Origin of the sequence: Streptomyces sp. NPDC048383 (genome assembly GCF_040651775.1) — a bacterium.
Taxonomy (GTDB): Bacteria; Actinomycetota; Actinomycetes; order Streptomycetales; family Streptomycetaceae; genus Streptomyces.
The window spans coordinates 24,269-48,990 of sequence record NZ_JBEZKS010000036.1 but is presented as its reverse complement, the minus strand read 5'-3'; the positions used below and the strand labels follow the sequence as shown (position 1 = coordinate 48,990).

At 73.1% G+C, this 24,722-nt stretch carries 21 protein-coding genes; 5 read left to right on the top strand and 16 right to left on the bottom strand.

Annotation, left to right across the window (positions count from 1 at the left end; genetic code table 11):
- The first annotated feature begins 544 nt into the window (after positions 1 to 544).
- A complete protein-coding gene (locus AB0D46_RS23595) occupies positions 545 to 1,729 on the top strand; it encodes a serine/threonine-protein kinase (RefSeq protein ID WP_362880159.1) in 1,185 nt (394 codons plus the stop codon).
- Positions 1,730 to 1,789: 60 nt separating this feature from the next.
- Here AB0D46_RS23595 and AB0D46_RS23590 read toward each other — a convergent pair whose 3' ends face one another.
- From AB0D46_RS23590 to AB0D46_RS23550, 9 genes are all read right to left on the bottom strand, one after another.
- The gene (locus AB0D46_RS23590; RefSeq protein ID WP_362880158.1) at positions 1,790 to 2,605 is read right to left on the bottom strand and encodes an RNA methyltransferase; all 816 of its coding nucleotides are present in this window, start codon (positions 2,603 to 2,605) and stop codon (positions 1,790 to 1,792) included.
- Positions 2,606 to 2,715: 110 nt separating this feature from the next.
- On the bottom strand, positions 2,716 to 3,963 hold the full coding sequence (gene cobA, locus AB0D46_RS23585; protein WP_362880157.1) for a uroporphyrinogen-III C-methyltransferase: 1,248 nt from the start codon (positions 3,961 to 3,963) through the stop codon (positions 2,716 to 2,718).
- A gap of 754 nt (positions 3,964 to 4,717) precedes the next feature.
- Positions 4,718 to 8,380 carry a nicotinate-nucleotide--dimethylbenzimidazole phosphoribosyltransferase gene (cobT, locus tag AB0D46_RS23580; RefSeq protein WP_362880155.1) on the bottom strand — a complete coding sequence of 1,221 codons (3,663 nt, stop codon included), beginning with the start codon at positions 8,378 to 8,380 and terminating at the stop codon, positions 4,718 to 4,720.
- 251 nt (positions 8,381 to 8,631) lie between these two features.
- Positions 8,632 to 9,855, bottom strand: a complete 1,224-nt coding sequence (cbiE, locus tag AB0D46_RS23575; RefSeq protein WP_362880154.1) for a precorrin-6y C5,15-methyltransferase (decarboxylating) subunit CbiE — start codon at positions 9,853 to 9,855, stop codon at positions 8,632 to 8,634.
- A gap of 78 nt (positions 9,856 to 9,933) precedes the next feature.
- Positions 9,934 to 10,668: a GNAT family N-acetyltransferase gene (locus AB0D46_RS23570; RefSeq protein ID WP_362880152.1), complete on the bottom strand. Its 735-nt coding sequence runs from the start codon at positions 10,666 to 10,668 to the stop codon at positions 9,934 to 9,936.
- A 228-nt stretch (positions 10,669 to 10,896) separates the two neighbouring features.
- The gene (locus AB0D46_RS23565) at positions 10,897 to 11,763 is read right to left on the bottom strand and encodes a MetQ/NlpA family ABC transporter substrate-binding protein (protein WP_362880151.1); all 867 of its coding nucleotides are present in this window, start codon (positions 11,761 to 11,763) and stop codon (positions 10,897 to 10,899) included.
- A gap of 162 nt (positions 11,764 to 11,925) precedes the next feature.
- Positions 11,926 to 12,594, bottom strand: a complete 669-nt coding sequence (locus tag AB0D46_RS23560) for a methionine ABC transporter permease (protein WP_362880150.1) — start codon at positions 12,592 to 12,594, stop codon at positions 11,926 to 11,928.
- A complete protein-coding gene (locus AB0D46_RS23555; RefSeq protein ID WP_362880148.1) occupies positions 12,591 to 13,655 on the bottom strand; it encodes an ATP-binding cassette domain-containing protein in 1,065 nt (354 codons plus the stop codon). Before AB0D46_RS23555 ends, AB0D46_RS23560 begins: the two co-directional genes overlap by 4 nt.
- Before the next feature lie 392 nt (positions 13,656 to 14,047).
- On the bottom strand, positions 14,048 to 14,695 hold the full coding sequence (locus AB0D46_RS23550) for an HAD-IA family hydrolase (protein ID WP_362880146.1): 648 nt from the start codon (positions 14,693 to 14,695) through the stop codon (positions 14,048 to 14,050).
- Between the two features lie 68 nt (positions 14,696 to 14,763).
- Between AB0D46_RS23550 and AB0D46_RS23545 the strand changes: the two genes are divergently transcribed.
- Complete coding sequence (locus AB0D46_RS23545) at positions 14,764 to 15,132, top strand: hypothetical protein (RefSeq protein WP_362880144.1); 369 nt, start codon at positions 14,764 to 14,766, stop codon at positions 15,130 to 15,132.
- On the top strand, positions 15,125 to 15,547 hold the full coding sequence (locus tag AB0D46_RS23540) for a hypothetical protein (RefSeq protein WP_362880142.1): 423 nt from the start codon (positions 15,125 to 15,127) through the stop codon (positions 15,545 to 15,547). Before AB0D46_RS23545 ends, AB0D46_RS23540 begins: the two co-directional genes overlap by 8 nt.
- On the opposite strand, the gene AB0D46_RS23535 is transcribed toward AB0D46_RS23540, so the two are convergent.
- From AB0D46_RS23535 to AB0D46_RS23525, 3 genes are all read right to left on the bottom strand, one after another.
- Entirely contained in the window at positions 15,537 to 16,043 is a 507-nt protein-coding gene (locus AB0D46_RS23535) for a GNAT family N-acetyltransferase (RefSeq protein ID WP_362880216.1), read from the bottom strand. The genes AB0D46_RS23540 and AB0D46_RS23535 overlap by 11 nt on opposite strands.
- 37 nt (positions 16,044 to 16,080) lie before the next feature.
- Positions 16,081 to 16,614 carry a sigma-70 family RNA polymerase sigma factor gene (locus tag AB0D46_RS23530; protein WP_362880141.1) on the bottom strand — a complete coding sequence of 178 codons (534 nt, stop codon included), beginning with the start codon at positions 16,612 to 16,614 and terminating at the stop codon, positions 16,081 to 16,083.
- Between the two features lie 109 nt (positions 16,615 to 16,723).
- On the bottom strand, positions 16,724 to 17,914 hold the full coding sequence (locus tag AB0D46_RS23525) for a glycerophosphodiester phosphodiesterase (RefSeq protein WP_362880139.1): 1,191 nt from the start codon (positions 17,912 to 17,914) through the stop codon (positions 16,724 to 16,726).
- Between the two features lie 299 nt (positions 17,915 to 18,213).
- On the opposite strand from AB0D46_RS23525, the gene AB0D46_RS23520 reads away from it, so the two are divergent.
- Positions 18,214 to 18,843: a lysophospholipid acyltransferase family protein gene (locus tag AB0D46_RS23520; RefSeq protein WP_362880137.1), complete on the top strand. Its 630-nt coding sequence runs from the start codon at positions 18,214 to 18,216 to the stop codon at positions 18,841 to 18,843.
- A gap of 28 nt (positions 18,844 to 18,871) precedes the next feature.
- Here AB0D46_RS23520 and AB0D46_RS23515 read toward each other — a convergent pair whose 3' ends face one another.
- The 3 genes from AB0D46_RS23515 to AB0D46_RS23505 form a co-directional block, all read right to left on the bottom strand.
- Positions 18,872 to 20,356 (bottom strand): membrane-associated oxidoreductase, encoded by a 1,485-nt coding sequence (locus tag AB0D46_RS23515; RefSeq protein WP_362880136.1) that lies wholly within the window; start codon positions 20,354 to 20,356, stop codon positions 18,872 to 18,874.
- A 77-nt stretch (positions 20,357 to 20,433) separates the two neighbouring features.
- The gene (locus AB0D46_RS23510; RefSeq protein ID WP_362880135.1) at positions 20,434 to 21,978 is read right to left on the bottom strand and encodes an MFS transporter; all 1,545 of its coding nucleotides are present in this window, start codon (positions 21,976 to 21,978) and stop codon (positions 20,434 to 20,436) included.
- Entirely contained in the window at positions 21,978 to 22,526 is a 549-nt protein-coding gene (locus AB0D46_RS23505) for a helix-turn-helix domain-containing protein (protein WP_362880133.1), read from the bottom strand. The genes AB0D46_RS23510 and AB0D46_RS23505 overlap by 1 nt, the downstream gene beginning before the upstream one ends.
- A 101-nt stretch (positions 22,527 to 22,627) precedes the next feature.
- Between AB0D46_RS23505 and AB0D46_RS23500 the strand changes: the two genes are divergently transcribed.
- Positions 22,628 to 23,179 (top strand): HAD domain-containing protein, encoded by a 552-nt coding sequence (locus tag AB0D46_RS23500; RefSeq protein ID WP_362880131.1) that lies wholly within the window; start codon positions 22,628 to 22,630, stop codon positions 23,177 to 23,179.
- 52 nt (positions 23,180 to 23,231) lie between these two features.
- On the opposite strand, the gene argH is transcribed toward AB0D46_RS23500, so the two are convergent.
- The gene (gene argH / locus AB0D46_RS23495; protein ID WP_362880129.1) at positions 23,232 to 24,659 is read right to left on the bottom strand and encodes an argininosuccinate lyase; all 1,428 of its coding nucleotides are present in this window, start codon (positions 24,657 to 24,659) and stop codon (positions 23,232 to 23,234) included.
- Positions 24,660 to 24,722 lie beyond the last annotated feature (63 nt).

Below are 24,722 nucleotides of genomic sequence, written 5' to 3'. Positions count from 1 at the left end.
TCTCCCTGTCGTTTGGCAGCGGCGGGCTTGACCTCGGGGGACGAGTGCGACACCCGCCGCTTGTCTTCAACACTAGGCGGGCGAACGGCTGCCGGCCTCATGCCCTCGTACCCATTGCCGGGCCTCCGGGAGGATGACGCACCCGCCCCCGACTACTCCCCTGGGTGGAGACGACTCCCCCGTTGTGAGGGTCTTCCCGGAGGGGATGACCGGAGGGTAGTGACTTCGCTCACTTCCGTCACTCCCCGCGCACGCGTGTCCTCGTGCGGGACGTTGACGCGCCCCTGCGGCCGTTCGGCCCGGTGCGGGCCGCGTCCGCTCGTGAGGGCGGGCGGGTGGGCGGCCAATCGCCTTGCGGCGGAGGCCTCTTGGGGAATGTCACGGGTTCCGGGCAAAGAGTGCCCGATCGGGCGGCGCAACCCCCAAGTGGCCTGCTCCGCACAGACGATCGAATCCTGCGGCGAGGGCGCGGCCTCTGAGCGCGCATGGCGGATGGTCCGTAAGCTGTGCCAGGTCAACAGGACGACCGGTCAGCGGGGTGGACATGGCGATGATGCGGCTCCGGCGCGAGGACCCGCGTGTCGTCGGCTCGTTCAGACTGCACCGACGGCTCGGTGCGGGCGGCATGGGCGTGGTCTACCTGGGCTCCGACCGGCGCGGACAGCGCGTCGCCCTCAAGGTGATCCGACCCGATCTCGCCGAGGACCAGGAGTTCCGTTCGCGCTTCGCGCGCGAGGTGTCCGCCGCCCGGCGGATCCGCGGCGGGTGCACGGCGCGGCTGGTGGCCGCCGACCTGGACGCGGAGCGGCCCTGGTTCGCGACGCAGTACGTACCCGGCCCCTCGTTGCACGACAAGGTGGCCGAGGAAGGTCCGCTGACGGCCGCGCAGATCGCCGCGATCGGCGCCGCGCTGTCCGAGGGCCTGGTCGCCGTGCACGAGGCGGGGGTGGTCCACCGGGACCTGAAGCCCTCGAACATCCTGCTCTCCCCCAAGGGTCCCCGGATCATCGACTTCGGCATCGCCTGGGCCACCGGCGCGAGCACGCTCACGCACGTGGGCACCGCCGTGGGCTCCCCCGGTTTCCTCGCGCCCGAGCAGGTGCGCGGCGCCGCCGTCACGCCGGCCACCGACGTGTTCGCGCTGGGCGCCACCCTCGCCTACGCGGCGACCGCCGACTCGCCCTTCGGGCACGGCAGTTCAGAGGTGATGCTGTACCGGGTCGTGCACGAGGAGGCGCACCTCCAGGGGGTGCCGGACGCCCTCGCCCCCCTGGTCTCGGCGTGTCTGGCCAAGGACCCGGAGGACCGGCCGACCACCCTCCAGCTGTCGATGCGGTTGAAGGAGATCGCCGCCCGCGAGGCGCAGGGGCTCGGCGACGGCAGGCCGCCGGCGCAGCGCGCCCGGGTGGAGCGGCCGACGGGGCGGCTCGCCGACGAGTACGCCGAGCAGCGCACGGAGCGTCGCACGGGGGGCGGTACGCCCACGCCGCGGGCGCGGGGGCCGCAGAGCGGACCGCACTCGCGGCCCTCGTCCCCGCGCAACCAGCCGGGTTCGACGGCGGGGCGCACGGGCGGGCGTACGGCCGGTGGGCGGCAGGCGCCGCGGACGACCGGGGCGGGGCGGCGGCCGTCGCGGCCGGATCCGAAGCTGCTGCGGCAGCGGCTGATCGTGTTCGTCGTGGTGACGCTCGTCGTCGCCCTGGGCATCGCCCTCGCGCAACGGCTCTGAGAACGCGTCGGCGGACCGGCCTCGGCCGGTCCGCCGACGCGTGCGTGTCGTGCGGCGGGGTCACGACCCCGAGGCGCCGGCCACCGCGTAGAAGGCGACGGCCGCGGCCGCGCCCACGTTGAGCGAGTCGACGCCGTGCGCCATCGGGATGCGGACCCATTCGTCGGCGGCGACCAGGGCCTGGGTGGACAGGCCGTCGCCCTCCGCGCCGAGCATGAGCGCGACGCGGTCCAGGGTGCGGGGGGCCGCCCCGTCGATCGGCGTCGCCTTCTCGTGCGGGGTGAGGGCGAGCAGTTTGAAGCCGGCTTCGCGGACCGAGTCGAGGCTCTTGGGCCAGGCTTCGAGGCGGGCGTACGGGACGGAGAACACCGCGCCCATGGAGACCTTCACCGAGCGGCGGTAGAGCGGGTCCGCGCAGTCGGGGGACAGCAGGACGGCATCCATGCCGAGGGCGGCGGCGCTGCGGAAGATGGCGCCGATGTTGGTGTGGTCGTTGACGGCTTCCATGACGGCCACGCGGCGGGCCGTGGACAGCAGTTCCTCGGCCGTGGGCAGCGGCTTGCGCTGCATGGAGGCGAGGGCGCCGCGGTGCACGTGGTAGCCGGTGACGCGTTCGGCGAGCTCCGGGCTGACGGCGTAGACCGGGGCGGGGAGTTCGTCGATGACGTCGCGCATGACGTCGACCCACTTGGCGGAGAGCAGCATCGAGCGCATCTCGTACCCGGCGTCCTTGGCCCGTCTGATGACCTTTTCGCCCTCGGCGATGAACAGGCCTTCCGCGGGCTCGCGCCGGCGCCGGAGTTCGACGTCGGTCAGGCCCGTGTAGTCGCGCAGGCGCGGGTCGTCGGGGTCTTCGACGGTGATGAGATCAGCCACAGGGTGATACTGCCTTGTCCTGGGTGTGGTGCCAACGGCCTGTCAGGCGCCGGCGGTGGGAGTACGGGTCGGGCCCGAGCCGGGGGCGGGGTCGGGCCCGACCCGGGGGGTCACTGGGTCGCGGGGGTCGCCGGGGTCGCGGGGGTGCCGACGCGGACGACCTCGCCGATGACGATGACCGCGGGCGGGCGGACCTGCTCGGCGCGGACGGTCTCGCCGACGGTGGCCAGGGTGGCGTCCACCCGGCGCTGGGTCGCGGTGGTGCCCTCCTGGATCACGGCGACGGGGGTGTCGGCGGAGCGGCCGTGTCGGACCAGGGCGGCGGCGATCAGGCCGATCTTGTCGACGCCCATCAGGATCACCAGGGTGCCGGTCAGCTTGGCGAGGGAGGCCCAGTCGACGAGGGAACGCTCGTCGTCGGGGCCGACGTGGCCGCTGACCACGGTGAACTCGTGCGCGACGCCGCGGTGGGTGACCGGGATGCCTGCCGCGCCGGGCACCGAGATGGAGCTGGAGATGCCGGGGACGACGGTGCAGGCGATGCCCGCCTCCGCGAGGGCCTGGAGTTCCTCCATGCCGCGGCCGAAGACGTACGGGTCGCCGCCCTTGAGGCGGACCACGGCCTTGCCGGCCTTGGCGTGCTCGATGAGGGCGTTGTTGATGGCCTCCTGGGCCATGAAGCGGCCGTACGGGATCTTCGCGGCGTCGATGACCTCGACGTGCGGCGGGAGTTCGTCGAGGAGGTCGCGCGGGCCGAGCCGGTCGGCGATGACCACGTCGGCCTCGGCGAGCAGGCGGCGGCCGCGGACGGTGATCAGGTCCGGGTCGCCGGGTCCGCCGCCGACGAGGGCGACGCCGGGGGCGCTCTTGTGGCGGTGGCCGGGCGCGACGAGGGAGCCGTCGCGCAGGCCCTCGACGACGGCGTCGCGGACGGCGGCCGAGCGGCGCGGGTCGTTGCCCGTGAGCACGGCGACGGTGACGCCCTCGACGCGGCCGGTGGCCGGGGTCCAGGCGGTGGCGGCGGAGGCGTCGTCGGCGCGGACGCACCACACGCGCTCGCGTTCGGCCTCGGCGGACGCGCGCTCGTTGTCGTCCCGGTTCTGGGTCGCGATCAGGGCGTACCAGGCGCCGGCGAGGTCGCCGTCCTGGTAGCGGCGGCGCTCCCAGCGGATCTCGCCGGTCTCGGCCATCGCGTCCACGGAGGGGGTCGCGGACGGGGAGATGAGCAGGACGTCGGCACCGGCGGCGATCAGCGCGGGCAGTCGGCGCTGGGCGACCTGACCGCCGCCGATGACGACGACGCGGCGCCCGGCAAGCCGGAGGCCGACGGGATAGGCGGGGTATGCCGGGTTTGCCATGGCGGTTGCGGCTCCTGATGCGGCGGAGGGGTTGCGTGCCGCTGCGGCGCTGGAGCGGCGGGGGGACTGACGTGCGGTTTGTGGTCCGGGTCCACCTTACGGCGCGGCTGCCCTGGCCGGGCGGGGCGGGTGCCCTGCCCGCCGGGGGGCGGGTGGGTCGGGGTGGATGGGACCGGTGCCCTGCCCACCGGGGGCGGGTGGGTCGAGCCGGGCGGGACCGGTGCCCTGCCCACCGGGGGCGGGTGGGTCGAGCCGGGCGGGACCGGTGCCCTGCCCGCCGGGGCGCGGGTGGGTCGGGCCGGGCGGGACCGGTGCCCTGCCCGCCGGGGCGGGGGTGGGTCGGGTGGGCGGGCGGGACCGGTGCCCCAGGTGGACGGAGATGTGGGCGCGGGACGGATGGGTCGGGGGCCTTGGCCGGACAGGTGCACGGGGCCGGGCATGCGGACGGGGAGCGACGTGAGTCGGGCGGGGGGCCCGGACGGGCCTGCGGGCTGAGGTGGGAGCCGTGGGGCGGGTACGACGGACAGCCGGGGCGGGAGTGGTTGGCCGGTCCGGTGCTGGGGGCGCCGAAGACGTCCGCGATCGCCGAGCCGGATCCGGCGGGTGGGCGCGGGGCGGACGACGGGCGCCGGAGTCGTTCCGTCGGAGACGGAAGCGCTGGGGCGCGGGGCCGTGGAGGGGGTGTACCCCGGGGTGCGGGGGGATGGGGCGAGCCCGGTTCCTGGGGGAACCGGGCTCATGGGGGACGGGCGGGTTACTTCTCCGTCACGCCCGCCGAGTCGAAGGTGGCCACCTCGTGCATCGCGCGGGCGGCGCTCTGGACCAGCGGGAGGGCCAGGAGGGCGCCCGTGCCCTCGCCGAGGCGGAGGTCCAGGTCGACCAGCGGGCGCAGGCCGAGCTTGTTCAGGGCCGCCACGTGGCCGGGCTCCGCGCTGCGGTGACCGGCGATGCACGCCGATAGGGATTCGGGGGCGATGGCGCGGGCCACCAGGGCGGCCGCGCCGGCGCTGACGCCGTCCAGGATCACCGGGGTGCGCAGGGAGGCGCCGCCCAGGAGCAGGCCGACGATCGCCGCGTGCTCCAGGCCGCCCACGGCCGCGAGGACGCCGATCGGGTCCGCCGGGTCCGGCTGGTGGAGTTCCAGGGCGCGGCGTACGACCTCGACCTTGCGGGTGTGGGTCTCGTCGTTGATGCCGGTGCCACGACCGGTGACCTCCGCCGGGTCGACCCCGGTGAACACCGAGATCAGGGCTGCGGACACGGTGGTGTTCGCGATGCCCATCTCGCCGGTGAGGAGCGCCTTGTTGCCGGCGGCCACGAGGTCGCGGGCCGTCTCGATGCCGACCTCGATGGCCGCGATGGCCTCCTCGCGGCTCATCGCGGGGCCGACGGAGAGGTCGGCCGTACCCGGGCGGACCTTGCGCGGGAGCAGGCCGGGGGTGGCGGGGAGGTCCCCGGCCACGCCGACGTCGATGACGCAGACCTCGGCGCCGACCTGGTTGGCGAAGGCGTTGCAGACGGCCCCGCCGCCGAGGAAGTTGGCGACCATCTGGGTCGTGACCTCCTGCGGCCACGGGGTGACGCCCTGGGCGTGGACCCCGTGGTCACCGGCGAAGATCGCGACGGCGGCGGGCTCGGGGATCGGCGGCGGGCAGACCCGGGAGAGCCCGGACAGTTGGGCGGAGATGATCTCCAGCATGCCCAGCGCCCCGGCGGGCTTGGTCATGCGCTTCTGCCGCTCCCAGGCCTCGCCGAGCGCCTTCGCGTCGAGCGGGCGGATGCCGGCGACGGTCTCGGAGAGGAGGTCGTGCGGTGCCTCGCCGGGCAGCGCGCGCCGCCCGTACGTCTCCTCGTGGACGACCCAGGCCAGCGGGCGGCGCTGGGACCAGCCGGCCTGCGCCAGCTCCGGCTCCTCGGGGAACTCGTCGACGTAGCCGACACACAGGTAGGCGACGACCTCCAGGTGCTCCGGCAGGCCGAGGGCGCGGACCATCTCGCGCTCGTCGAAGAAGCTGACCCAGCCGACGCCGAGGCCTTCGGCGCGGGCGGCGAGCCACAGGTTCTCGACGGCGAGGGCGGAGGAGTACGGGGCCATCTGCGGCTGGGTGTGCCGGCCGAGGGTGTGCCGGCCGCCGCGGGTGGGGTCGGCGGTGACGACGATGTTCACCGGGGTGTCGAGGATGGCCTCGATCTTGAGTTCCTTGAACTGCTTCGCCCGGCCCTTGGGCAGCGACTTGGCGTACGCCTCGCGCTGGCGCTGGGCGAGCTCGTGCATGGTGCGGCGGGTCTCGGCCGACCGGATGACGACGAAGTCCCAGGGCTGCGAGTGGCCGACGCTTGGGGCGGTGTGGGCCGCCTCCAGGACGCGCAGCAGCACCTCGTGCGGAATCGGGTCGGTACGGAAACCCTTGCGGATGTCTCGGCGCTCGCGCATGACGCGCAGGACGGCCTCGCGCTCGGCGTCGGCGTACCCGGGGGCCGCCTCGCCGGCGGACACGGCGACGGCCTCGGGAAGACCGGCCGGCTCGGGCTGCTCCACGACCTCGGGGGCGTCGGCCGGCTCGGGTGCGTCGGTCGCCTCGATCGGTACGGCGACGGTGACGGGGGCGACGGGGGCGGGCGCGGCCTCGGTGTCAGGGGCGGCCTGCTCCACGGCCCCGGCGGACTCCGCGACGGCGTCGGCGTCGGGGGCGTCGGCGGGAACGGGCTCGGCCGGTACGTCGGCCTGCGCGGCGAGCGGCACCGGTACGTCGGCCGGCGCCTCGGCCGGTACCGCTCCGTCGGCCGGCGCCTCGGGCGCAGCGGCCGGGGCGGGCTCGGGCTGCGGCTCGACGGGGGCCTGGACCGCCGTTTCTGCGGGGGCCGGCTCGACCGGTGCCTCGGCGACGGGCTCGGCGGGAGCCTGCGGAGCCACGGCCGGAGCGGGGGCCTCGGGGGCCACCGGCTCGGCCGGGACCTCGACGGCGGCCGGCGCTTCGGGGGCCGGGGGCGCCTCGGGCCGGTCGGTGGTCTCCGGGAGCCGCGCCGCGACCGGCTCGGCCTCGGGGGTCACGACGGCCTCGGGGGCCACGACGGCTTCCGGGGCCTCGACCTCGGGGGCCGGGGCCTGCGCGACCGGCTCCGGTACGGATTCCGACGCCGGCTCCGGGGAGGCGACGGGCTCGGGCTGCGGCTCGGCGGGCTGCTCGGGCCGCGGCTCGGCGGGCTGCTCCGGCCGCGGCTCCGGAACGACCTGCTCCGGAGCGACCTCGGCGGCCGGATCGGGCGACGGGACGGCCGGGGCCTCCGCCTCCACCTCGGGCTCCTCGGGCGCGGGCGCGACGACGGCCTCGGGCACGACGGCCTCGGGCACGACCACCGGTTCCGCCGCGGGCTCCTGCGACGGCTCCCCCGCGTCGGCAACGGCAACCGCGACGGGGCCGGCGGCCGGCAGGTCGTCCGACACCGGGTCCGCGACGGGTACCGGCTCGGCGGCGGCGGGCTCCGTCGCCCACGGGGTCCCGGCCTGCGCCGGGATCTCGGCGGACTGCTGCGGGGCCGGGGCCGGTTGGGCGGCGGGCTCGGCGTGCGCGAAGTCGAAGTACTCGGGGCCGGTGGTCGGCGGTCCCGCGTGACGTACGGGCACGGGCTGCGGCACGGCCGCCGGGCTGGGCGTGGGCACGACCTGGGCGGGGGCCGCCACGGGCGCCGCGGCCGGGCCGCGGTCCGCCAGGGAGCGGACGACTCCGCCGGTGGCCTCGGGCACGGGCGGGCCCATGTGCAGCGGGCGGCGGGCCGGGGTGACCGGTGCCGCGGGCGCGGCGGCGGGCGGGGGCACGAGCAGGCCGCCGAGGTCGAGGGCGCCCGAGTCGCGGCCGCCGGTCTCGTGGGCGCCGGCGCTGTAGGCGGCGGGCTCGGCGTACGCGTCGGGGAAGCCGGTCACGGGGAAGGCGGCGTGGGGCGACGAACCCTCGGGGAAGGAACCCTCGGGGAACGAGTCCTCGGCGTAGGCGCCCTCGGGGAAGCCGGTGCCGGGCTCGCCCTCGGGGAAGCCGGTGCCCGGCTGCGCGGGCGGCGGGTAGCCGGCGTCGGCGTAAGGCGCGTCGGGGTAGCCGGGGTGCGGGTAGCCCGGCGTGGGGTGCTGCGGGTACTCGGTGTAGACGGGCTCCGCGGGGAAGTCGGCGGGGAAGGCCGGCACCGGCGGGACCACCTGCGGGTCGCTCCAGGAGCCCTGGCCGCTCGGCATGAGGAGCAGTTCCTCGTCCTCCGCCTCGGCCGGGTCGTCCACGAGGTCCTGGAAGGCGTAGCCCGCGGGAACCTGGGGCGGGACGGGGGGCAGCGGCGGATGGGGCGGGACCGGAGCGGGGATGCCCTGCTGATCCACCATGCCCGCGTCGTCCGGGTGGCCCTCGCCCGGAACCTGGCCGGTGTCAGTCATGCGTACCCCTCGCCCATCGATGTCGCCTCTTCGATCGCCCGGTGGCCCGAGGGGCCGCCGAGCGGAGTTGCCGTTCGGGGTGGCCGTGCGACCCGTTCGCCGCACCCGCGCCCCGCACAACAACTCCTGAGCATTGTCGCGCTCGTCGGCCACCGTGTCGGCCATAAACCGGCGCGGCCGGCTGTGGACTGCGCCACGTCAGCGTGCCGCAGGGCAGTACGACGATCGGCCAGCCTACCCCGGGCTCCGCCCTAGCGGCTCACGGGGCGTTCGGCTGCCAGCAGGAACACGACGGAACGGTCCTGTTCGGCCCAGGTGCGGGTGTCGAGGCCGACGGACTGGAGGAGCGCGCACTCGACGACGTACCCGTGTTCGGTGAGGGCGCGGCCGATGGCCTCGGCCTCGTCGCGCGTGGAGGCGTGGCTGACGATCCGTTCGGGGCGTCGATCGGCGACCGCGGCGACGACTTCCGCTCCCCCGCCGCCGACGCGGACGACGTCGGGTTCGGGCAGGTACTCCAGTACGACGGGTGCGCGGCCGACGAGGACCTGGAGTTGGACACCGCGCTTGCGGGCGGCGGCGGTTGCGCGATCGCAGGCGCGCGGGTCGGCGTCGACGGCGATGACGGCTGCGCCGAGGGCGGCGGCGTCCACGGCGAGGCCGCCGGAGCCGGTCCCGATGTCCCAGACGAGGTCGCCGGTGCGGGGGCCGAGGCGGGCGAGTTGCGCGGCGCGCAGCTGCGCCGACTCGCCCTCGCCGGTGGTGCCGGCTTCCGCCGGGAGGTCCTGGGGGCGTGCCCAGCCGCGGCCGCCGACGAGGCCGGGGTGGCTGCCGAGGAGCCAGGCGGCTTCGGCGGGGACGGCGGAGTGTCCGGCTCCGCCGATGACGATGACGACGTTCGGGTCGCGCCAGGTGTGGTCGGCGACCTTGTCGGAGGTGAGGACGGTGACGCGTTCCCGGTCGGTGCCCAGCTCCTCGCAGATGACGAAGGTGCGGTGGACCCCGTCGAGCAGCAGGGCGAGTTCGACGGGCCCGGCGCCGGGCGAGGTGAGGACGGCGACCTTGCCGTGGGCCCGGCAGACGTTGACGGCCCGGCGCAGGGTACGGGGGTGGGCGACGACGACCTGGGCGTCGTCCCAGGGCATGCCGGCGCGAGCGAAGGCGGCGGCGACGGCGGACACCGCGGGGACGACCTCGACCTCCAGGCCGTGTTCCGGGGCGCGCAGGGTGCGTACGACGCCGAAGAAGCCGGGGTCGCCGTCGGCGAAGACCACGGCGGTGCCGCGGTGGCCGGCGATGCGGCGGGCGGCGAGGCTGAGGCTGCCGAGGCGGATGCGTTCGGCGGTGGGCGGGACCTCGGGGAGCGCGAGGTGGTGCGCGGCGCCGGCCACCAGGGTGGCGGCGGAGAGGGCGGACCTGGCGGCCGCGGTCAGCGGCGAACCGTCCCAGCCGATCACCGTGACCCGGTCGGCCATCGTCGTCAGTCTCCTGGGGTGGGGGGTGTGCGGAACTGCGTCGCGGGGTCGGGCACGGTGAGACTACCCGGTCACGGGTCAGTGCCAGTCGGCGCCGACGGCGTACCCGCCGGCGTCGGCCCGCCGGCCGTAGGCGTACTGGTCCACGTCACCGGAGCGACCGGGGTGTCCGGAGCGGCCCGAACCGTTCCCGTGGACCTCGTATCCGTCGTACCCGTCGGAGTCGTCCATCTCGTCGAGGTCCTCGGGGACGAGGCTCCAGACGATGAGGTCGGTACGGGTCTCGGTCCAGCCGCCGTCGGCCGTCTGGGCGCGCACTATCCAGGCGTTGCGCAGGACGCCCTCGCTGATGCAGCCGATCTTCTGGGCGACCTGCTGGGAGGCGGTGTTGTCGGCGGCGGTGCGCAGTTCGAGGCGTTCGAAGTTCCGGTCGCGGAAGAGCCATTGGGCGACGGCGAGCACGGACTCGCTGGCGTAGCCCTCACCACGGGCCCACGGTGCGGTGACGTAGCCGACCTCGGTGGTGCGGGTGTGCCAGTTGGTGTTCTGGAGGTGGACGATGCCGACGAGTCGCTGGGTGAGGAACTCGGTGACGGCGAAGACGATGCCCCGGCCCTCGGTGCGTTCCGCGTGGGCGTGACGGGTGGCCCAGGCGTGGGCCTCGGCGTGGGTGTAGGGGTGCGGTACCGAGGTCCAGGCGGTGATGTGTTCGTCGTTCATCATCTCGGCGAGCGCGGTGACGTCCTCTTCCTCGAAGGCGCGCAGCACCAGCCGGTCCGTGCTGATGGTGACGTCCGGGAAGGTGGTAGTCATGCGCAGCTCCATGCCTGAGACCGTGGGGCGACCGTGGTGCGGGACCGTTCGTGCGGGTCGTAGGCCACAGCATGCAGCATCCGCCCGGGGATGTGCAGGGCCGGGCTGCCCGGAAGCGGGCAGCCCGGGGCCCCGTGCGCCCACGGGTTCGGCCCCGCGCGCCCCGAAGGGTGCGCGGGGCCGGAAACCCGCCGTCGACCGGGCGGTATCCCGTCGCGGGGTGGTGCGTCAGGAGGCGGCGGGGGCGCCGAAGGCCGGGGTGACCGAGCCCTGGTACTTCTCGTCGATGAACTTCTTGACCTCGTCGGAGTTCAGGAGCTTGGCGAGCTTCTGGACGCGCGGGTCGTTCTGGTTGCCGTCCTTGACCGCCAGGAAGTTGGCGTACGGGTTGCCCTCGGCCTTCTCCAGGATGAGGGAGTCCTTGGCCGGCGACAGGTTGGCCTCGATGGCGTAGTTGCCGTTGATGATCGCGGCGTCGACGTCGTTCAGGGCGCGCGGGACCGTGGCGGCCTCCAGCTCCTTGAACTCCAGGCCCTTCTTGTCGGTGATGTCGGACAGCTTGGCGCTGGTGCCGACACCTTCCTTGAGGGTGATCAGGTTGTTCGCGGCGAGCAGCTGGAGCGCGCGGCCCTCGTTGGTGGTGTCGTTCGGGACCGCGATGGTCTGGCCGGCCTTGATGTCGGCGACGGACTTGACCTTCTTGGAGTAGAGGCCGAGCGGCTCCAGGTGCACGTTCACGACGGGCACGATGTGCGTGCCGTTCTTCTTGTTGAAGTCGTCGAGGTACGGCTTGTGCTGGAAGTAGTTGCCGTCGACCTGGCCCTGCTCGGTGGCGGTGTTGGGCAGGACGTAGTCCGTGAACTCCTTCACCTCCAGCTTGAGGCCGTCCTTCGCCGCGAGCTTGTCCTTGACGAAGTTCAGGATGTCGGCGTGCGGGCTCGGGGAGGCCGCGATGACCAGCGGCTTGCTCTCGTCGACCTTGGCGCCGGCCTTCGTGGCCGAGCCCGGGTCCGAGGAGCTGCCGCAGGCGGTGAGGCCGAGGGCGAGCGCGGCGGAGGCGGCGGCGAAAGCGGTGAGCTTGATGTTCTTGCGCACGAAGAGTGCCTTTCTGGCTGCGGGGACCGGGGTGCCCGCTGGGTGGTGGCCCAAGCACGACAAGTGCGGGCTCTCTTTTCTGGGGAAAACTCGTGGGGTGGAGCTGTCGCGGCCGCCGGGGGCGCTCGGGTGAAGGGGTTCCCGCGCCCCGCGCCCGCCGCGTCAGGCCGTACGGCCCCTGCGGGACAGGACCCGGACGGCGCCGTCGCCGATCAGCTGGATCACCGTCACGAGGGCGATCAGGATGACGACGGTGGCGACCATGAAGCCGGTTTCGAAGCGCTGGAAGCCGTAGGTGATGGCCTTGGATCCGAGCCCTTCGCCGCCGACGGCGCCGGCCATCGCCGAGTAGCCGATCAGGGTGATCAGGGTGGTGGTGACGGCGGCGATCAGCGAGGGCAGGGCCTGCGGCAGCAGGACCTTGCCGACCAGGGTCGGGACGCCGCCGCCCATGGACTCGACGGCTTCGACCAGGCCGTGGTCCACCTCGCGGACGGCGGTCTCGACGAGCCGCGCGAAGAAGGGGATGGCTCCGATGGACAGCGGGACGATCATGGCGGTGGGGCCGATGAAGGTGCCGACGACCGCGGTGGTGAAGGGGATCACGGCGATGAGCAGGATGATGAACGGCAGCGAGCGGCCTATGTTCACGATCACGCCGAGGACCTTGTTGAGCGGCTGGTTCCGCAACAGGCCGCCCTTGTCCGTGAGGACGAGCAGCACGCCGACGGGCAGTCCGCCGAGGACGGTCACCAGGGTGGACCACAACACCATGTAGAGGGTGTCGTAGGTGCCCTGGGTGAGCAGGGGCTGCATCTCGGACCAGGTCACTTGGCACCATCCTCGACCAGTGCGGCCAGCTCGGAGTCGACGTCCGGCGTCGTGGGGTCTTCGTCGACGACGTCGACCTGGAGGCCCTGCTCGCGCAGGAAGCCGACGGGGACCACGTTGTCCTCGTAGCGGCCCGGGAGTTCGATGCGCATGCGGCCGACCTGCCGGCCGGCGACGGTGTCCATCGCCGCGCCGAGGATCGAGATGTCGATGTTGTAGGTCCGCGACAGCTGGGAGATGACCGGCTGGGTCGCGGCGTCGCCGTGGAAGGTGACGTCGACGACGGTGCGGTCCGGGCCGGTGGCGACGCCGCTGACCGGGAAGAGCTCCCCGGCGAGTTCGGAGCCTGGGGTGGCGAGCAGTTCGGGGACGGTGCCGGACTCGATGATCCGGCCCCGCTTCATCAGGGCGGCGGAGTCGCAGACGGCCTTGACGACGTCCATCTCGTGCGTGATGAGCAGGACGGTCAGGCCGAGCTGTTGGTTGAGGTCGCGCAGCAGTTGGAGGATCGAGCGGGTGGTCTCGGGGTCCAGGGCGCTGGTGGCCTCGTCGGAGAGCAGCACCTTGGGGTCGCCGGCCAGGGCGCGGGCGATGCCGACGCGCTGCTTCTGGCCGCCGGAGAGCTGGGCGGGGTAGGCCTTGGCCTTGTCGGCGAGGCCGACGAGGTCGAGGAGTTCGGCGGCCTTGCGGGACCGCTCGCGGCCGGAGACGCCGAGGATCTCCAGCGGCAGTTCGATGTTGGCCTGCACGGTCCGCGAGGACAGCAGGTTGAAGTGCTGGAACACCATGCCGATGCGGCTGCGGGCCTCGCGGAGCTCCTTGCCGGCGCGCCGGCCGCGGCCGGCCAGCGCGGTGAGGTCGACGCCGTCGACGCTCACCGTGCCGGTGGTGGGGCGCTCCAGCAGGTTCACGCAGCGGATGAGGGAGGACTTGCCGGCTCCGCTCTGGCCGATGACTCCGTACACCTCGCCCTCGCGGACGTGGAGGTCGACGCCGTCCAGGGCGGTGACCTCGCGGCCACGGGACTGGTAGACCTTCGTGAGGCCCGATGTGGTGATCACAGGAATTCCGTCGCTGTCGAGTGCACGGCGCAGCGGGTGCCGGGCACGGGGCAAACATCTGGGGACGCGATACGGGTCCAACCGTCACAAAAGGATGGTTTCGACGCGTGCGCGGGCGGAGCGGATCCGTACGGCCGGTCAGGGACCGGCGTGGTGGCGGAGCGGCTCGGCCTGTCTCGCTTCGGGGCGCGGGACTGCAGGAAGAGGGGCCCTCAGAAGGCGCACATTCGACACATACAACGAGCACCGGGCGTCATCGTCGCCTCGGTCGCAAGGGTGCGGCTGCTCGTCGTGGTCATGGATGCAAGTAAAGCAGACATGGCGACTCACCGATCAACACTGTCCGTATAGCGGACGGATTTCGGCCGCATTCCGGACAACACCGGTCAGCGTCAGTCGGTCGTCCCAAGGGTGACTCCCGTGTCGGTGACCAGTGCCGACACGGCCGACAGGTCCCGTACGACCACGTCCGCGACGAGCTCCTCGGCCGGGTGCGTTGTGGTCAAGGCCACGGTCCTCATGCCGGCGGCGCGGCCGGCGGCCAGCCCCGCGGGGGCGTCCTCGAAGACGACGCAGCGGGCCGGATCGACGCCCAGGCGGCGGGCGGCGAGCAGGAAGGGCTCCGGGTCGGGCTTGCCGCGCGTGATGTCGTCGGCGGCCACCAGCTCGGGGAAGTCGATGCCCACCTCGCGCAGCCGCGCCTGGGCGAGCGGGCGGGTCGCGGAGGTGACCACGGCCCAGCGACCGGCGGGCAGCGCGGACAGCAACTCCTTGGTCCCGGGGAGCAGGACGACGCCGCCGGGGACGTCCGCCACCTCCAGGGCCTCGATGCGGGCGAGGGCCTCGGCGTGCACCTCCTCGGGGAGCAGCTCGGCGATGATCTCCGTCGCGGGGCGGCCGTGCAGCACGACCCGGGCGAAGGCCTCCTCGTTGATCCCGTACTCCCGGGCCCAGCGGGCCCAGCAGCGGTGGACGGAGTCCATGGACGACACCAGGGTGCCGTCGTTGTCGAACAGCAGGGCTTCGGCGTGCATCTTCATGCCTTCCAGCAAAGCCCGGGCGCAGGGGTGAGCGCATCGGGTCTTTCGGCCCGTAATACCCTCGCTGCATGCTCGACGCCCTGACGGTCGCCATCGGCGCGGCCGCCCTCGCCCTCGCCGCCTGGTGCGGCCACGCCGCCTGGCGGGACCAGCCGACCAAGGACTGGCACTTCATCGGCATGGCCGTGGTGACCGTACTGGTCCTGGCCCAGCTGGTGATCGGCCTGGTCCAGCTGGGCCGGGGGGAGAGGCCCGGACAGGGCACGGTGATCTTCGTGGCCTACCTGCTGGGCGCGTTCGCCGCGGTCCCGGCCGCCGGGATGCTCTCGCTGACCGAGCGGACGAAGTGGGGCTCGGTGACGGTGGCCGCGGGCGCGGTCGTCCTCGCCGTGCTCGAAGTACGGCTCTACGACATCTGGGGAAGCACCGGTGCCTGACACCCGCACGACCGCGACCGACCCCGCCGGACGCCGGCGCCTGGTCTCCGGACCGGGGCTGCTGCTGGTCTGGCTGTACGCGGTGATGGTGGTCGGCGCCGTCTCGCGCTCGGCCTACCAGATCTCCACGGAGTTCGACCGGGCCCCGCTGGCGTACTCGCTGTCGGGGGCGGCCGCGCTGGCCTACGCCTTCATCACGTACTCGCTGGTGCGGGGCGGGGAGCGGGCCCGCAGGGCGGCCCTGGTGTGCTGCGGCGTCGAGCTGGCGGGCGTGCTGGCCGTGGGCACCTGGACCCTGGTCGACCCCGGGGCCTTCCCCGACGCGACGGTCTGGTCGGACTTCGGGATGGGCTACCTGTTCATCCCGGTGATCCTGCCGATCACCGGGATGCTCTGGTTGCGGTCTAGGCGCTGACCGCGAAGTCGGTGGCGTCCTTGGCTTCCTTCTCCAGGATCACCAGCACCACGCCGTCGGAGGCGGTGCGGTTGCCCACGGCCAGGTAGCCCGCCTTGCGGTAGAGCCGCAGGTTCGACTCGCTCTTGTGGCCCGTGTGCAGCCGGAACCGGGTCGGGGACGTCCGGTCCGCGAGGGCCCGCTCGACGCCGCGCAGCAGGCGGGCGCCGAGGCCGTGGCCCTGGAGTCGCGGGTGCACGCACAGTTTGGCGATGCTCGCCGTGCCGTCCTCGCCGGAGCGGCCGCGCACCGTACCGACCACCTCGTCGCCGAGCCGGGCCACCAGGACGGTGTCCGTGGCCAGCTCCGCCTTCAGGGAGTCCAGGGACTGGGTGAGCGGCTGGATGAGGTAGTTGCCGTAGAGCTCGGCCTCCCGCTGGAACGCCAGATACTGCAGCTTGAAGATCTGCTCGGCGTCCTCGGCGGTCGCCGCCGAAATCGTCACGCTCATGCCCATGTGCGCATGCCTCCCGCTCACCTGCCGGCCCTTTGGTCTACCGCTCCTTTCCCCGCAGGCCAGGAGCCGCAACCTCTGCAGCGAGCATTCTGCGCAGACATCCCAGGCAACGGGAACGGACGGGCCCCAAACTTCCTTGTGAGATACCCAACTCTCCTGCGATTTCACGGTAAGTGAGGTCCCTCGGCGAAAGAAGTGCTCCCATCAGTTCCGGACAACGTCCGGGGAGCCGGGCCACCGCCGAGCGCAGGGCCCGGTGGTCCTCGCCGTGCAACAGGGCGCCTTCCGGCTCCCCTCCGGCGTCGGCCGGCGATCCGCCGTACGGAACCTCGCGCCGGGCCCGGCGCCGCGCGAGCCGGGCCTCGGCCCGCACCGCCCGGCGCAGCCAGCGGGCCCGGCCGGTACGGCCGGTGGGGTCGGGGTCGCGCGGGCCGTGCTCCAGCAGCCTTACCCAGACGGCCTGTTCCAGGTCGGCGGCGTCGACCCCGGCGGCCGGGGCTTCCGCGGCGGCCTCGGCGGAGAGCAGCGGGCCGAGCTCGGTCAGGAGGTCGGAGTCCTTCAGGAGGTCCATGCCGGGCGGGACGCGGGGGCCGGTCCGTACGGTTTCCCCGCCGGGCCCGGCCCACCCGTACGGGGACGGGGGCCTGCCGGTTGACGCCGCCGGCGGTCGGTCCGCTTCGTCAGCGGTGGGCGCCGCGGCCCGGGCGGAAGGCCTCCGCGGCGAGCAGTCCGGTGTCCGGGTTGTCGGTGAAGATGCCGTCGATGCCCTGTTCGAAGTACTTCGCGTACGCGCCGAAGGCGTCCCCGTACGCGGCCGGATCGGTGCCCCTGCGGTATTCGGCGGGCAGGAAGGTGTTCTCGTTGCGCGCGGTGTAGGGGTGCAGGAGCAGACCGCGGGCGTGGGCGTCCTTGACCAGGGTGGTGGGCGTGCCCAGCCTTCCGGCCGCGTCGCGCGGGATGACCAGGTCCAGGGTGGGGCCGATGCCCTGGGCGAAGCCGGAGATCCACTTCAGCCCCTCGGGCTTGACGAGGTCGGCGACGGTACGGGGGTCCTTGGCCACCTCGAAGTCCCAGGGCCGGGTGTTCGCGGCGGAGAGCAGCACCACGCGCGGCGCGGACACCAGGCGGGAGAGCCGCTGGATGCTGGAGGGTTCGAAGGACTGCAGGAAGAGGGCGGCGTCCCGCCCGTCGCGTCCGTAGCGGCGCAGGAGCCGGGCGAGCGGCTCCTCCAGGCCGAGTCCCAGGCCGCGGAAGTAGGTGGGGTGCTTGGTCTCGACGTGCAGCCAGACCTGCTTGTCGCGCCGCCGGCCCTCCCGGTTCGCCCAGCGCAGCACCTCTTCGAAGGTGGGGACGGCCCAGCGGCCGTCGTAGAGGGTGTTGCGCTGGCGGACCGCCGGGATCCGCTCCTTGGCGCGCAGGGTCTTCAGTTCGGCGAGGGTGAAGTCCTCGGTGAACCAGCCGGTGACGGAGACCCCGTCGATGGACTTGGTGGCGCGCCGGGCGGCGAAGGCGGGATGGTCGGCGACGTCGGTGGTGCCGCCGATCTCGTTCTCGTGGCGGCAGACCAGGTGGCCGTCCTTGGTGGGGACGAGGTCCTGTTCGATCACGTCGGCGCCGAGGTCGAGGGCCAGCTGGTAGGAGCCCATGGTGTGCTCGGGCCGGTAACCACTGGCGCCGCGGTGGCCGATCACGGTCGGGACCGGCAGGTCCCGGTAGCCGCCGCCCCCGCCCTGTCCGTCGACGGCCTGTGCGCCGGCCCGCTCGCGGTCGGCCGCTGCGGCCGTGCCCGCCCCGAGGGCGGTGATCGAGGTTCCGGCCGCCAGGACCGCCGCCCCCAGGACCGTGCGCCGCACTGCCCCACCCTGTGTCATCCGTGCACTCCTCGGTCTGAAAGGGGCTCGCTCCCCCGGGGTTCCGGGTGTCCTGCGGCCCGAATCGGCGTGCCGATGGTAGGCAAGGGAGGGTGTCGGGAACGCGGTCCACCGCGGAACATGGCGGAAACGTGCGTCAACATCGCGTATCCGCCTCGTGAACCCGATGTGCGATCAGGGCTGACCCGCGAGTATCGTCCTCACCTGCACTACCGCCGTGTGGTGCCAAACCGCTTTTCGATGCCGGAGGGCTCACGTTGTTCCGTACCGCGCTCATCAAAGCCACTGTCGGACCGGTCATGCGCCTGATGTTCCGCACCCGCGTGGAGGGCATCGAGAACATTCCCGGCACCGGTGCGGTGATCCTCGCGGGCAACCACCTCACCTTCATCGACTCGATGATCCTCCCGCTGGTCTGCGACCGTACGGTCCACTTCATCGGCAAGGACGAGTACGTGACGGGCAAGGGCCTCAAGGGCCGCCTGATGGCGTGGTTCTTCACCGGCTCCGGCATGATCCCCGTCGACCGTGACGGTGCGAACGGCGGGGTCGCGGCCCTGATGACCGGTCGACGCGTCCTCGACGAGGGCAAGATCTTCGGCATCTACCCCGAGGGCACCCGCTCCCCCGACGGCCGGCTGTACCGGGGCCGCACCGGCATCGCGCGCCTGACCCTGATGACCGGCGCCCCGGTGGTCCCGTTCGCGATGATCGGCACCGACAAGCTCCAGCCCGGTGGCGCGGGCATGCCCCGCCCGGGGCGGGTCACCGTCCGCTTCGGCGAGCCGATGGAGTTCTCCCGCTACGAGGGCATGGACCGCGACCGCTACGTGCTGCGCGCCGTCACCGACTCGGTGATGGCCGAGGTCATGCGGCTGTCGGGCCAGGAGTACGTGGACATGTACGCCACCAAGGCGAAGGCCGCCTGACCCCGTCCGACGCCCGCCCGGCGCCGGTTCACTGCCGCTGGAGCGACCGGCTGACGCCCGCCGCCGTCGTGGTGGCGAGGATCCAGCCGGTCACGACGAGCAGGTACGACAGCCACTGGTACCAGCCGCCCGGCGCGTACGCGGACTCCTGCCCGAAGCCGACGATCGGCACCATCAGGTCGATCGTGTAGAAGACCGCGTTGAAGTCGGGGGCCTCCCCCGGTTTCAGGGCCCTCGGCGGGTGCAGTCCGTAGGCGATCGCCCCGGTCATGAGCAGCGCCGCCAGCCAACCCGCCGCGCGCAGCGGCCGGAATCCGTACCCGACGGTGACGTCCTGGAGCAGTCCCCACAGCCGAGCGGGCCGGGGCAGGGTGTGGCGGTGTCGGCGGAGCTTGGCGAGCTGCACGGTCCGGGCGGCTCCCTCGTCGCCGACCGTGCGGTAGGCAGCGGCCAGTTGCTCGTAGGCGTACGGGAGGTAGCCCGACTCCTCCCGCTCCAGGGCGGGCAGCCGTTCGGCGGCCGGCAGGTGCGGGGCGAGCGTGCGGTAGGTGAGGCCGTCGATGCGCAGGTGCTGCGGCCAGGTCCCGGGCGGCACGTGCAGCAGGTCGAACTGGGAGCGGCGCAGGTTGACGGCGCCCTCGACGGTGGGGCAGCCGCGCAGCCAGACCTCGCCGATCACGCAGCTGGAGGCGCGCAGCGCGACTCCGCCGGGGTTGCGCAGGCGGGTGTGGGCGAGGTTGAGCTGGCCCGGTATGCGGGAGCCGGTGAGGTTGATCCGGCCCCGGAACTCCGCGCGCATCGCGCGCAGGTCGCTGCCGACGGTGAGGTTCTCCGCGTGCAGGGCGGTGTCCCCGGGGGCGAGCAGCCGGGCGTCGTCGAGGTTGATCTGGCCGCCGACGGTGGATCCGTTGGCGCGCAGTTCGCCGTACACGGTGGCCCCGACGGCGATGACGTCGGTGCCGATCTCGGCGTGGTTGAACTGCAGCGGCGGTTCCGCGGCCTCCTCCGGGTCGCCCTCGCCGGGCCGGACGCCGATGACCGACCTCGACAGGAACAGGCCGCCGGCTATCCGGGCTCCGGAGAGCCGGACCGGTCCGGTGAGGCGGCAGCAGGACAGTTTGAGCGCGACGTCGAAGCGGGCCATGCCGGCGGTCAGGCCGGGGAGGGTGGAGTCGTTGACGACGAAGGTCTTGAGCTGGGCCCCGTAGAGCACGGGCCGGAGCTCGAACCAGCAGGCGCGCAGCCGGACGGGGTGGTCGACGACGGCGTACTTGAGGTTCAGCGGGCCGGTGATCCGGGCGCCCTTGAGGTTGAGTCCGGGGACCCGGCCCTCGACGCGGGGGCCGTTCAGCAGCAGGGCGGTGAGCACCTCGGCGCGTACGGTCCGCTCGGGACCCCAGCCCGCCCCGGCGGCTGCGGTCTCTTCGGGATCCGTCCGGAAATCGACGCGGGCGCCGCGCGGGAAGGCGTGCCACACGCGGAGTTCGGCCGGGGTCAGGTCGTTGATCTCCATCGCCGGGATGGTGTCCCGCTGCTCCGCGCGCTGTCAACCACGTGCGGGACACCGCCCCTTGGCGTGCTGACGGTAGGTCAGTGTTCCAGGCCGTCCTGGAGCTTCTGGCCCCTGAGCAGGAACCAGGCGGCCACCGCGGTGGCGAGCAGGACGGCCGCGCCGACGCCGGAGGCGAGCCGCAGGCCGTCGACGAAGGCCTCCTGGGCGGAGCCGACCATCTGCGAGGCGGTCAGCGGGTCCAGGGTCTTGGCGGCCTCCACCGCGCCGCCCAGCGACTCGTGCGCGGCGTCCGCGACGGGGGCGGGGACGCCGGCCGGTGCGGTGAAGCTCTGGTAGACGCCGGTCACGATGGAGCCGAGCAGGGCGATGCCGAGCGCGGCGCCGAGTTCGTACGCGGTCTCGGAGACGGCCGAGGCGGATCCGGCCTGCTCCTTGGGGACGCTGGAGAGGATCACGTCGGCGGTGACGGTGAAGGAGAAGCCCGCGCCGAGGCCGACGACGAGCAGGGCCGCGCCGAGCAACGGGTAGCCGGTCTCCTTGTGGATCACGGTGAGCGCGGCGAGCGCCAGGCCGATGGCGGCGAGACCGCCCGCCACGATGCCCCGTACCGAGTACTTGCGGGCGTAGCGGCCGGCGACGAGGCCGGTGACGACCGCGCCGATGGCGGCGGGCAGTTCGGCCAGGCCCGCCTCCAGGGGGTCGCGGCCCTGGACCAGCTGGAGGAACTGGGAGAGGAAGAAGACCAGGCCGGAGAGGCCGAAGACGGTGAGGAGGTCGGCGAGGACCGCCCCGGAGAAGCCGCGGTGTTTGAAGAGCCGCATGTCGAGGAGCGGGGACGGCAGGGTGAACTGGCGCCGGACGAAGGCGTGGAGGCAGCCCGCCCCGATGACGGCGGCGGCCCACACGCCCCAGGTGAGACCGTGGGTGGCGACTTCCTTGACGGCGTAGACCACGCCGATGATGCCGATGAGCGACAGGGCGACGCTGACGAGGTCCCAGGGTCCGGCCACCGGGTTCTTGGACTCGGGCAGGAGCTTGATGCCGACGAGCACCAGTGCGATCATCACCGGCAGGTTGATCAGGAAGACCGAGCCCCACCAGAAGTGCTGGAGCAGGGCTCCGCCGACGACCGGTCCGACGGCCGCGCCGGCCGAGGCGGTGGCGCCCCAGATGCCGATGGCGAGGCTGCGTTCCCTCGGGTCGTGGAAGATGTTGCGGATCAGCGCGAGGGTGGACGGCATCAGGGTGGCGCCGGCCACGCCGAGCAGGGCCCGGGCGGCGATCATCATCTCGGGGCTGGTCGCGTAGGCGTTGAGCACGGAGACCGCGCCGAACGCGGTGGCGCCGACGAGCAGCAGTTTCTTGCGCCCGATGCGGTCGCCGAGGGAGCCCATGGAGACGAGCAGTCCGGCGATCACGAACGAGTAGATGTCGCCGATCCAGAGCAGCTGTGTGCCGGACGGCTTGAGGTCCTCGCTCAGGGCAGGAGTGGCGAGGCCGAGTACGGTGGCGTCCACCGCGACCAGCAGCACGGCCAGGACGAGGACGGAGAGGGCGAGCCAGCGTCCGCGGCCCGCGCCCTCCGCTCCGGTCCGCCGGTTCAGCTGTTCGGTACGGCTCATCACTCCACACTCCGTCGTGCGCCACCGAGCAGCAACTCGATGATCATGTACTGGAAGTCCTTGGCGGCGACCCGGCCGTCCACGACGGCCCAGGCGCAGGAGCCGATGAGGCCGTAGAGGGCCTCGGTCAGCCAGGCGCTGCTCAGGTCGATCCTGATGTCGCCCTCCTGCTGTCCGCGCCGGAAGAGCGCGCTGACGCGGGCGTCGAGGCGGGCCCAGCCCTCGTTGACCTGGTCACCCTCGAAGAGCTGGTTCTCGGTGACGAGGAAGGCCAGCAGCTGGGCGTTCGGCTCGGCCTCGGCGACCAGTCGCCGCAGCGCGTCCACCGCCGTGCCCTCGTCGAGACGGGCGTTGTCGAAGGCGACCTCGAACGCGTGGATGCCGAGTTGCTCCAGGGCCCGTACGAGGGCGTCCCGGCCGGCGAAGTGCCGGTGGAGGGTCGCGCGGCCGATTCCGGCGGCGCGGGCGACCTCGTCCATCGTCGCGGTCGATTTGCGGGAAAGCAGGGCGGCCGCAGAGCGGAGCACCTGGTTACGATCCATGGCCATGAGACAAGCATAACCCGAATGAGACGCATCCGTCTCATTCTCTTCCGATCGATGATCAAAAATGAGCTGCCGGATCGGCGGCCGAGAGGGATCCTTCCGTGATGAAGCCACTGTTGCTGATCGACGTCGACGGCCCGCTGAACCCGTACGCGGCCCGGCCCCAGCGCCGCCCCGAGGGCTACAGCACCCACCGGATGCGGCCGACGGGCTGGCGGGAGTCCGAGAGCGCCAGGCCGCTGCGGGTCTGGCTGAACCACGACCACGGCGCGGAGCTGCGCGCGCTGGCGGAGTCGTACGAACTGGTCTGGGCGACGACCTGGAAGGACGAGGCGAACGACTGGATAGGCCCGCCCCTGGGGCTGCCCCGGCTGCCGTTCGTCGACTGGCCGCAGATGCACGGGCGGGCGCCGCGCGGCACGTTCTGGAAGACGCAGTACGTCCTGGAGTACGCGGGCGGGCGGGAGTTCGCCTGGATCGACGACGACATCGGCGACGCGGACCGCGAGTACGTCCGGGCGCGCCACCCGGCGCACGCGCTGCTGATGCGGATCGACGAGCGGTTCGGCCTGCTGCGGGAGGACTTCGACGCCCTGGCCGCCTGGGCCGAGGACCGGACGCCGGGCCGGCCCGTGGCGGGAGCCCCGACGCCGTGAGGGGGCGGTGGGCGCCGACCGGCTCCCACCGCCCCCTTCCGGGCGCGGACCGCTACTGCTTGTGGATCGCCCAGGCGTGCTGGATGACCAGGTCGGCCTTCAACTCGGTGAGCTGGACGGCGACGGCCGACGGGGCGGTGCCGCCACGGCCGTTGCGGGAGGCCAGCGCGCCCTTGACGTTGAGGACGGTCCGGACCTCGGGGGTGAGGTGCTCCGAGATCTTGGCGAACTGGTCGTCGGTGAGCTGGTCGAGCTCGATGCCCTCGCCCTCACAGACCTTGACGCACTCGCCGGCCACCTCGTGCGCCACCCGGAACGGGACGCCCTGCTTGACCAGCCACTCCGCGATGTCGGTCGCGAGGGAGAAGCCCGCCGGCGCCAGCTCCTCCATCCGCTCCCGGTTGATCGTCAGCGTCGCCATCATGCCGGTGAAGGCGGGCAGCAGGACTTCCAGGGTGTCGCAGGAGTCGAAGACCGGCTCCTTGTCCTCCTGGAGGTCACGGTTGTAGGCCAGCGGCAGCGCCTTGAGCGTGGCCAGCAGACCGGTCAGGTTGCCGATGAGGCGGCCCGACTTGCCGCGCGCCAGCTCCGCGATGTCCGGGTTCTTCTTCTGCGGCATGATCGACGAGCCGGTGGAGAAGGCGTCGTGGAGGGTGACGAAGGAGAATTCCTTCGTGTTCCACAGGATGATCTCCTCGGCGATCCGGGAGAGGTTGATCCCGATCATCGCGGTCACGAAGGCGAACTCGGCGACGAAGTCCCGGGAGGCGGTGCCGTCGATGGAGTTGCCGACCGAGCCCCGCTCGAAGCCCAGGTCGGCGGCCACCTGCTCCGGGTCCAGGCCCAGCGAGGAGCCGGCCAGCGCGCCCGAGCCGTACGGGGAGACGGCGGTGCGGGTGTCCCACTGCCGCAGCCGCTCGGCGTCCCGGGACAGGGGCTGCACATGCGCCAGTACGTGGTGGGCGAACAGGACCGGCTGCGCGTGCTGGAGGTGCGTGCGGCCCGGCATCGCCACGTCCGGGTGCGCCTCGGCGAGGCCGATCAGCGCGTCCTGGAGGTCGGCGATCAGGCCGCCGATGATCCGCGCGTGGTCGCGCAGGTACATCCGGAAGAGGGTGGCCACCTGGTCGTTGCGGGAACGGCCGGCCCGCAGCTTGCCGCCGAGGTCGGGGCCGAGCCGCTCCAGCAGGCCCCGCTCCAGGGCGGTGTGGACGTCCTCGTCGGCGACGGTGCCCACGAAGGAGCCGTCGGCGACGGCGGCTTCGAGCTGGTCGAGGCCGGCCGTCATGCGGTCGAGCTCCTCGGAGGTGAGCAGGCCCGCCTTGTGCAGGACGCGGGCGTGGGCGCGCGAGCCGGCGATGTCGTACGGGGCGAGGCGCCAGTCGAAGTGGACCGACGCGGAAAGCTTCGCGAGGGCTTCGGAGGGACCGTCGGCGAACCGGCCGCCCCAGAGCCGGACGTCACCGTTGTTGCTGCTCACAGCTACTGCTCCTCATGAGGGTGGTGGTGCGACGACCTCCCCGTCGCGGAGGTAACGGGGAGG

Bases quoted from the DNA above. Each gene is read 5' to 3' on its own strand.
- AB0D46_RS23595 (WP_362880159.1), top strand. From the start codon at position 545: ATGGCGATGATGCGGCTCCGGCGCGAGGACCCGCGTGTCGTCGGCTCG.
- cobA (WP_362880157.1), bottom strand. From the start codon at position 3,963: ATGGCAAACCCGGCATACCCCGCCTATCCCGTCGGCCTCCGGCTTGCC.
- cobT (WP_362880155.1), bottom strand. From the start codon at position 8,380: ATGACTGACACCGGCCAGGTTCCGGGCGAGGGCCACCCGGACGACGCG.
- AB0D46_RS23545 (WP_362880144.1), top strand. From the start codon at position 14,764: ATGCTCGACGCCCTGACGGTCGCCATCGGCGCGGCCGCCCTCGCCCTC.
- AB0D46_RS23520 (WP_362880137.1), top strand. From the start codon at position 18,214: ATGCGCCTGATGTTCCGCACCCGCGTGGAGGGCATCGAGAACATTCCC.
- cbiE (WP_362880154.1), bottom strand. From the start codon at position 9,855: ATGGCCGACCGGGTCACGGTGATCGGCTGGGACGGTTCGCCGCTGACC.
- AB0D46_RS23535 (WP_362880216.1), bottom strand. From the start codon at position 16,043: ATGGGCATGAGCGTGACGATTTCGGCGGCGACCGCCGAGGACGCCGAG.
- AB0D46_RS23515 (WP_362880136.1), bottom strand. From the start codon at position 20,356: ATGGAGATCAACGACCTGACCCCGGCCGAACTCCGCGTGTGGCACGCC.
- AB0D46_RS23510 (WP_362880135.1), bottom strand. From the start codon at position 21,978: ATGAGCCGTACCGAACAGCTGAACCGGCGGACCGGAGCGGAGGGCGCG.
- AB0D46_RS23550 (WP_362880146.1), bottom strand. From the start codon at position 14,695: ATGAAGATGCACGCCGAAGCCCTGCTGTTCGACAACGACGGCACCCTG.
- AB0D46_RS23500 (WP_362880131.1), top strand. From the start codon at position 22,628: ATGAAGCCACTGTTGCTGATCGACGTCGACGGCCCGCTGAACCCGTAC.
- AB0D46_RS23525 (WP_362880139.1), bottom strand. From the start codon at position 17,914: ATGACACAGGGTGGGGCAGTGCGGCGCACGGTCCTGGGGGCGGCGGTC.
- AB0D46_RS23505 (WP_362880133.1), bottom strand. From the start codon at position 22,526: ATGGCCATGGATCGTAACCAGGTGCTCCGCTCTGCGGCCGCCCTGCTT.
- AB0D46_RS23570 (WP_362880152.1), bottom strand. From the start codon at position 10,668: ATGACTACCACCTTCCCGGACGTCACCATCAGCACGGACCGGCTGGTG.
- AB0D46_RS23530 (WP_362880141.1), bottom strand. From the start codon at position 16,614: ATGGACCTCCTGAAGGACTCCGACCTCCTGACCGAGCTCGGCCCGCTG.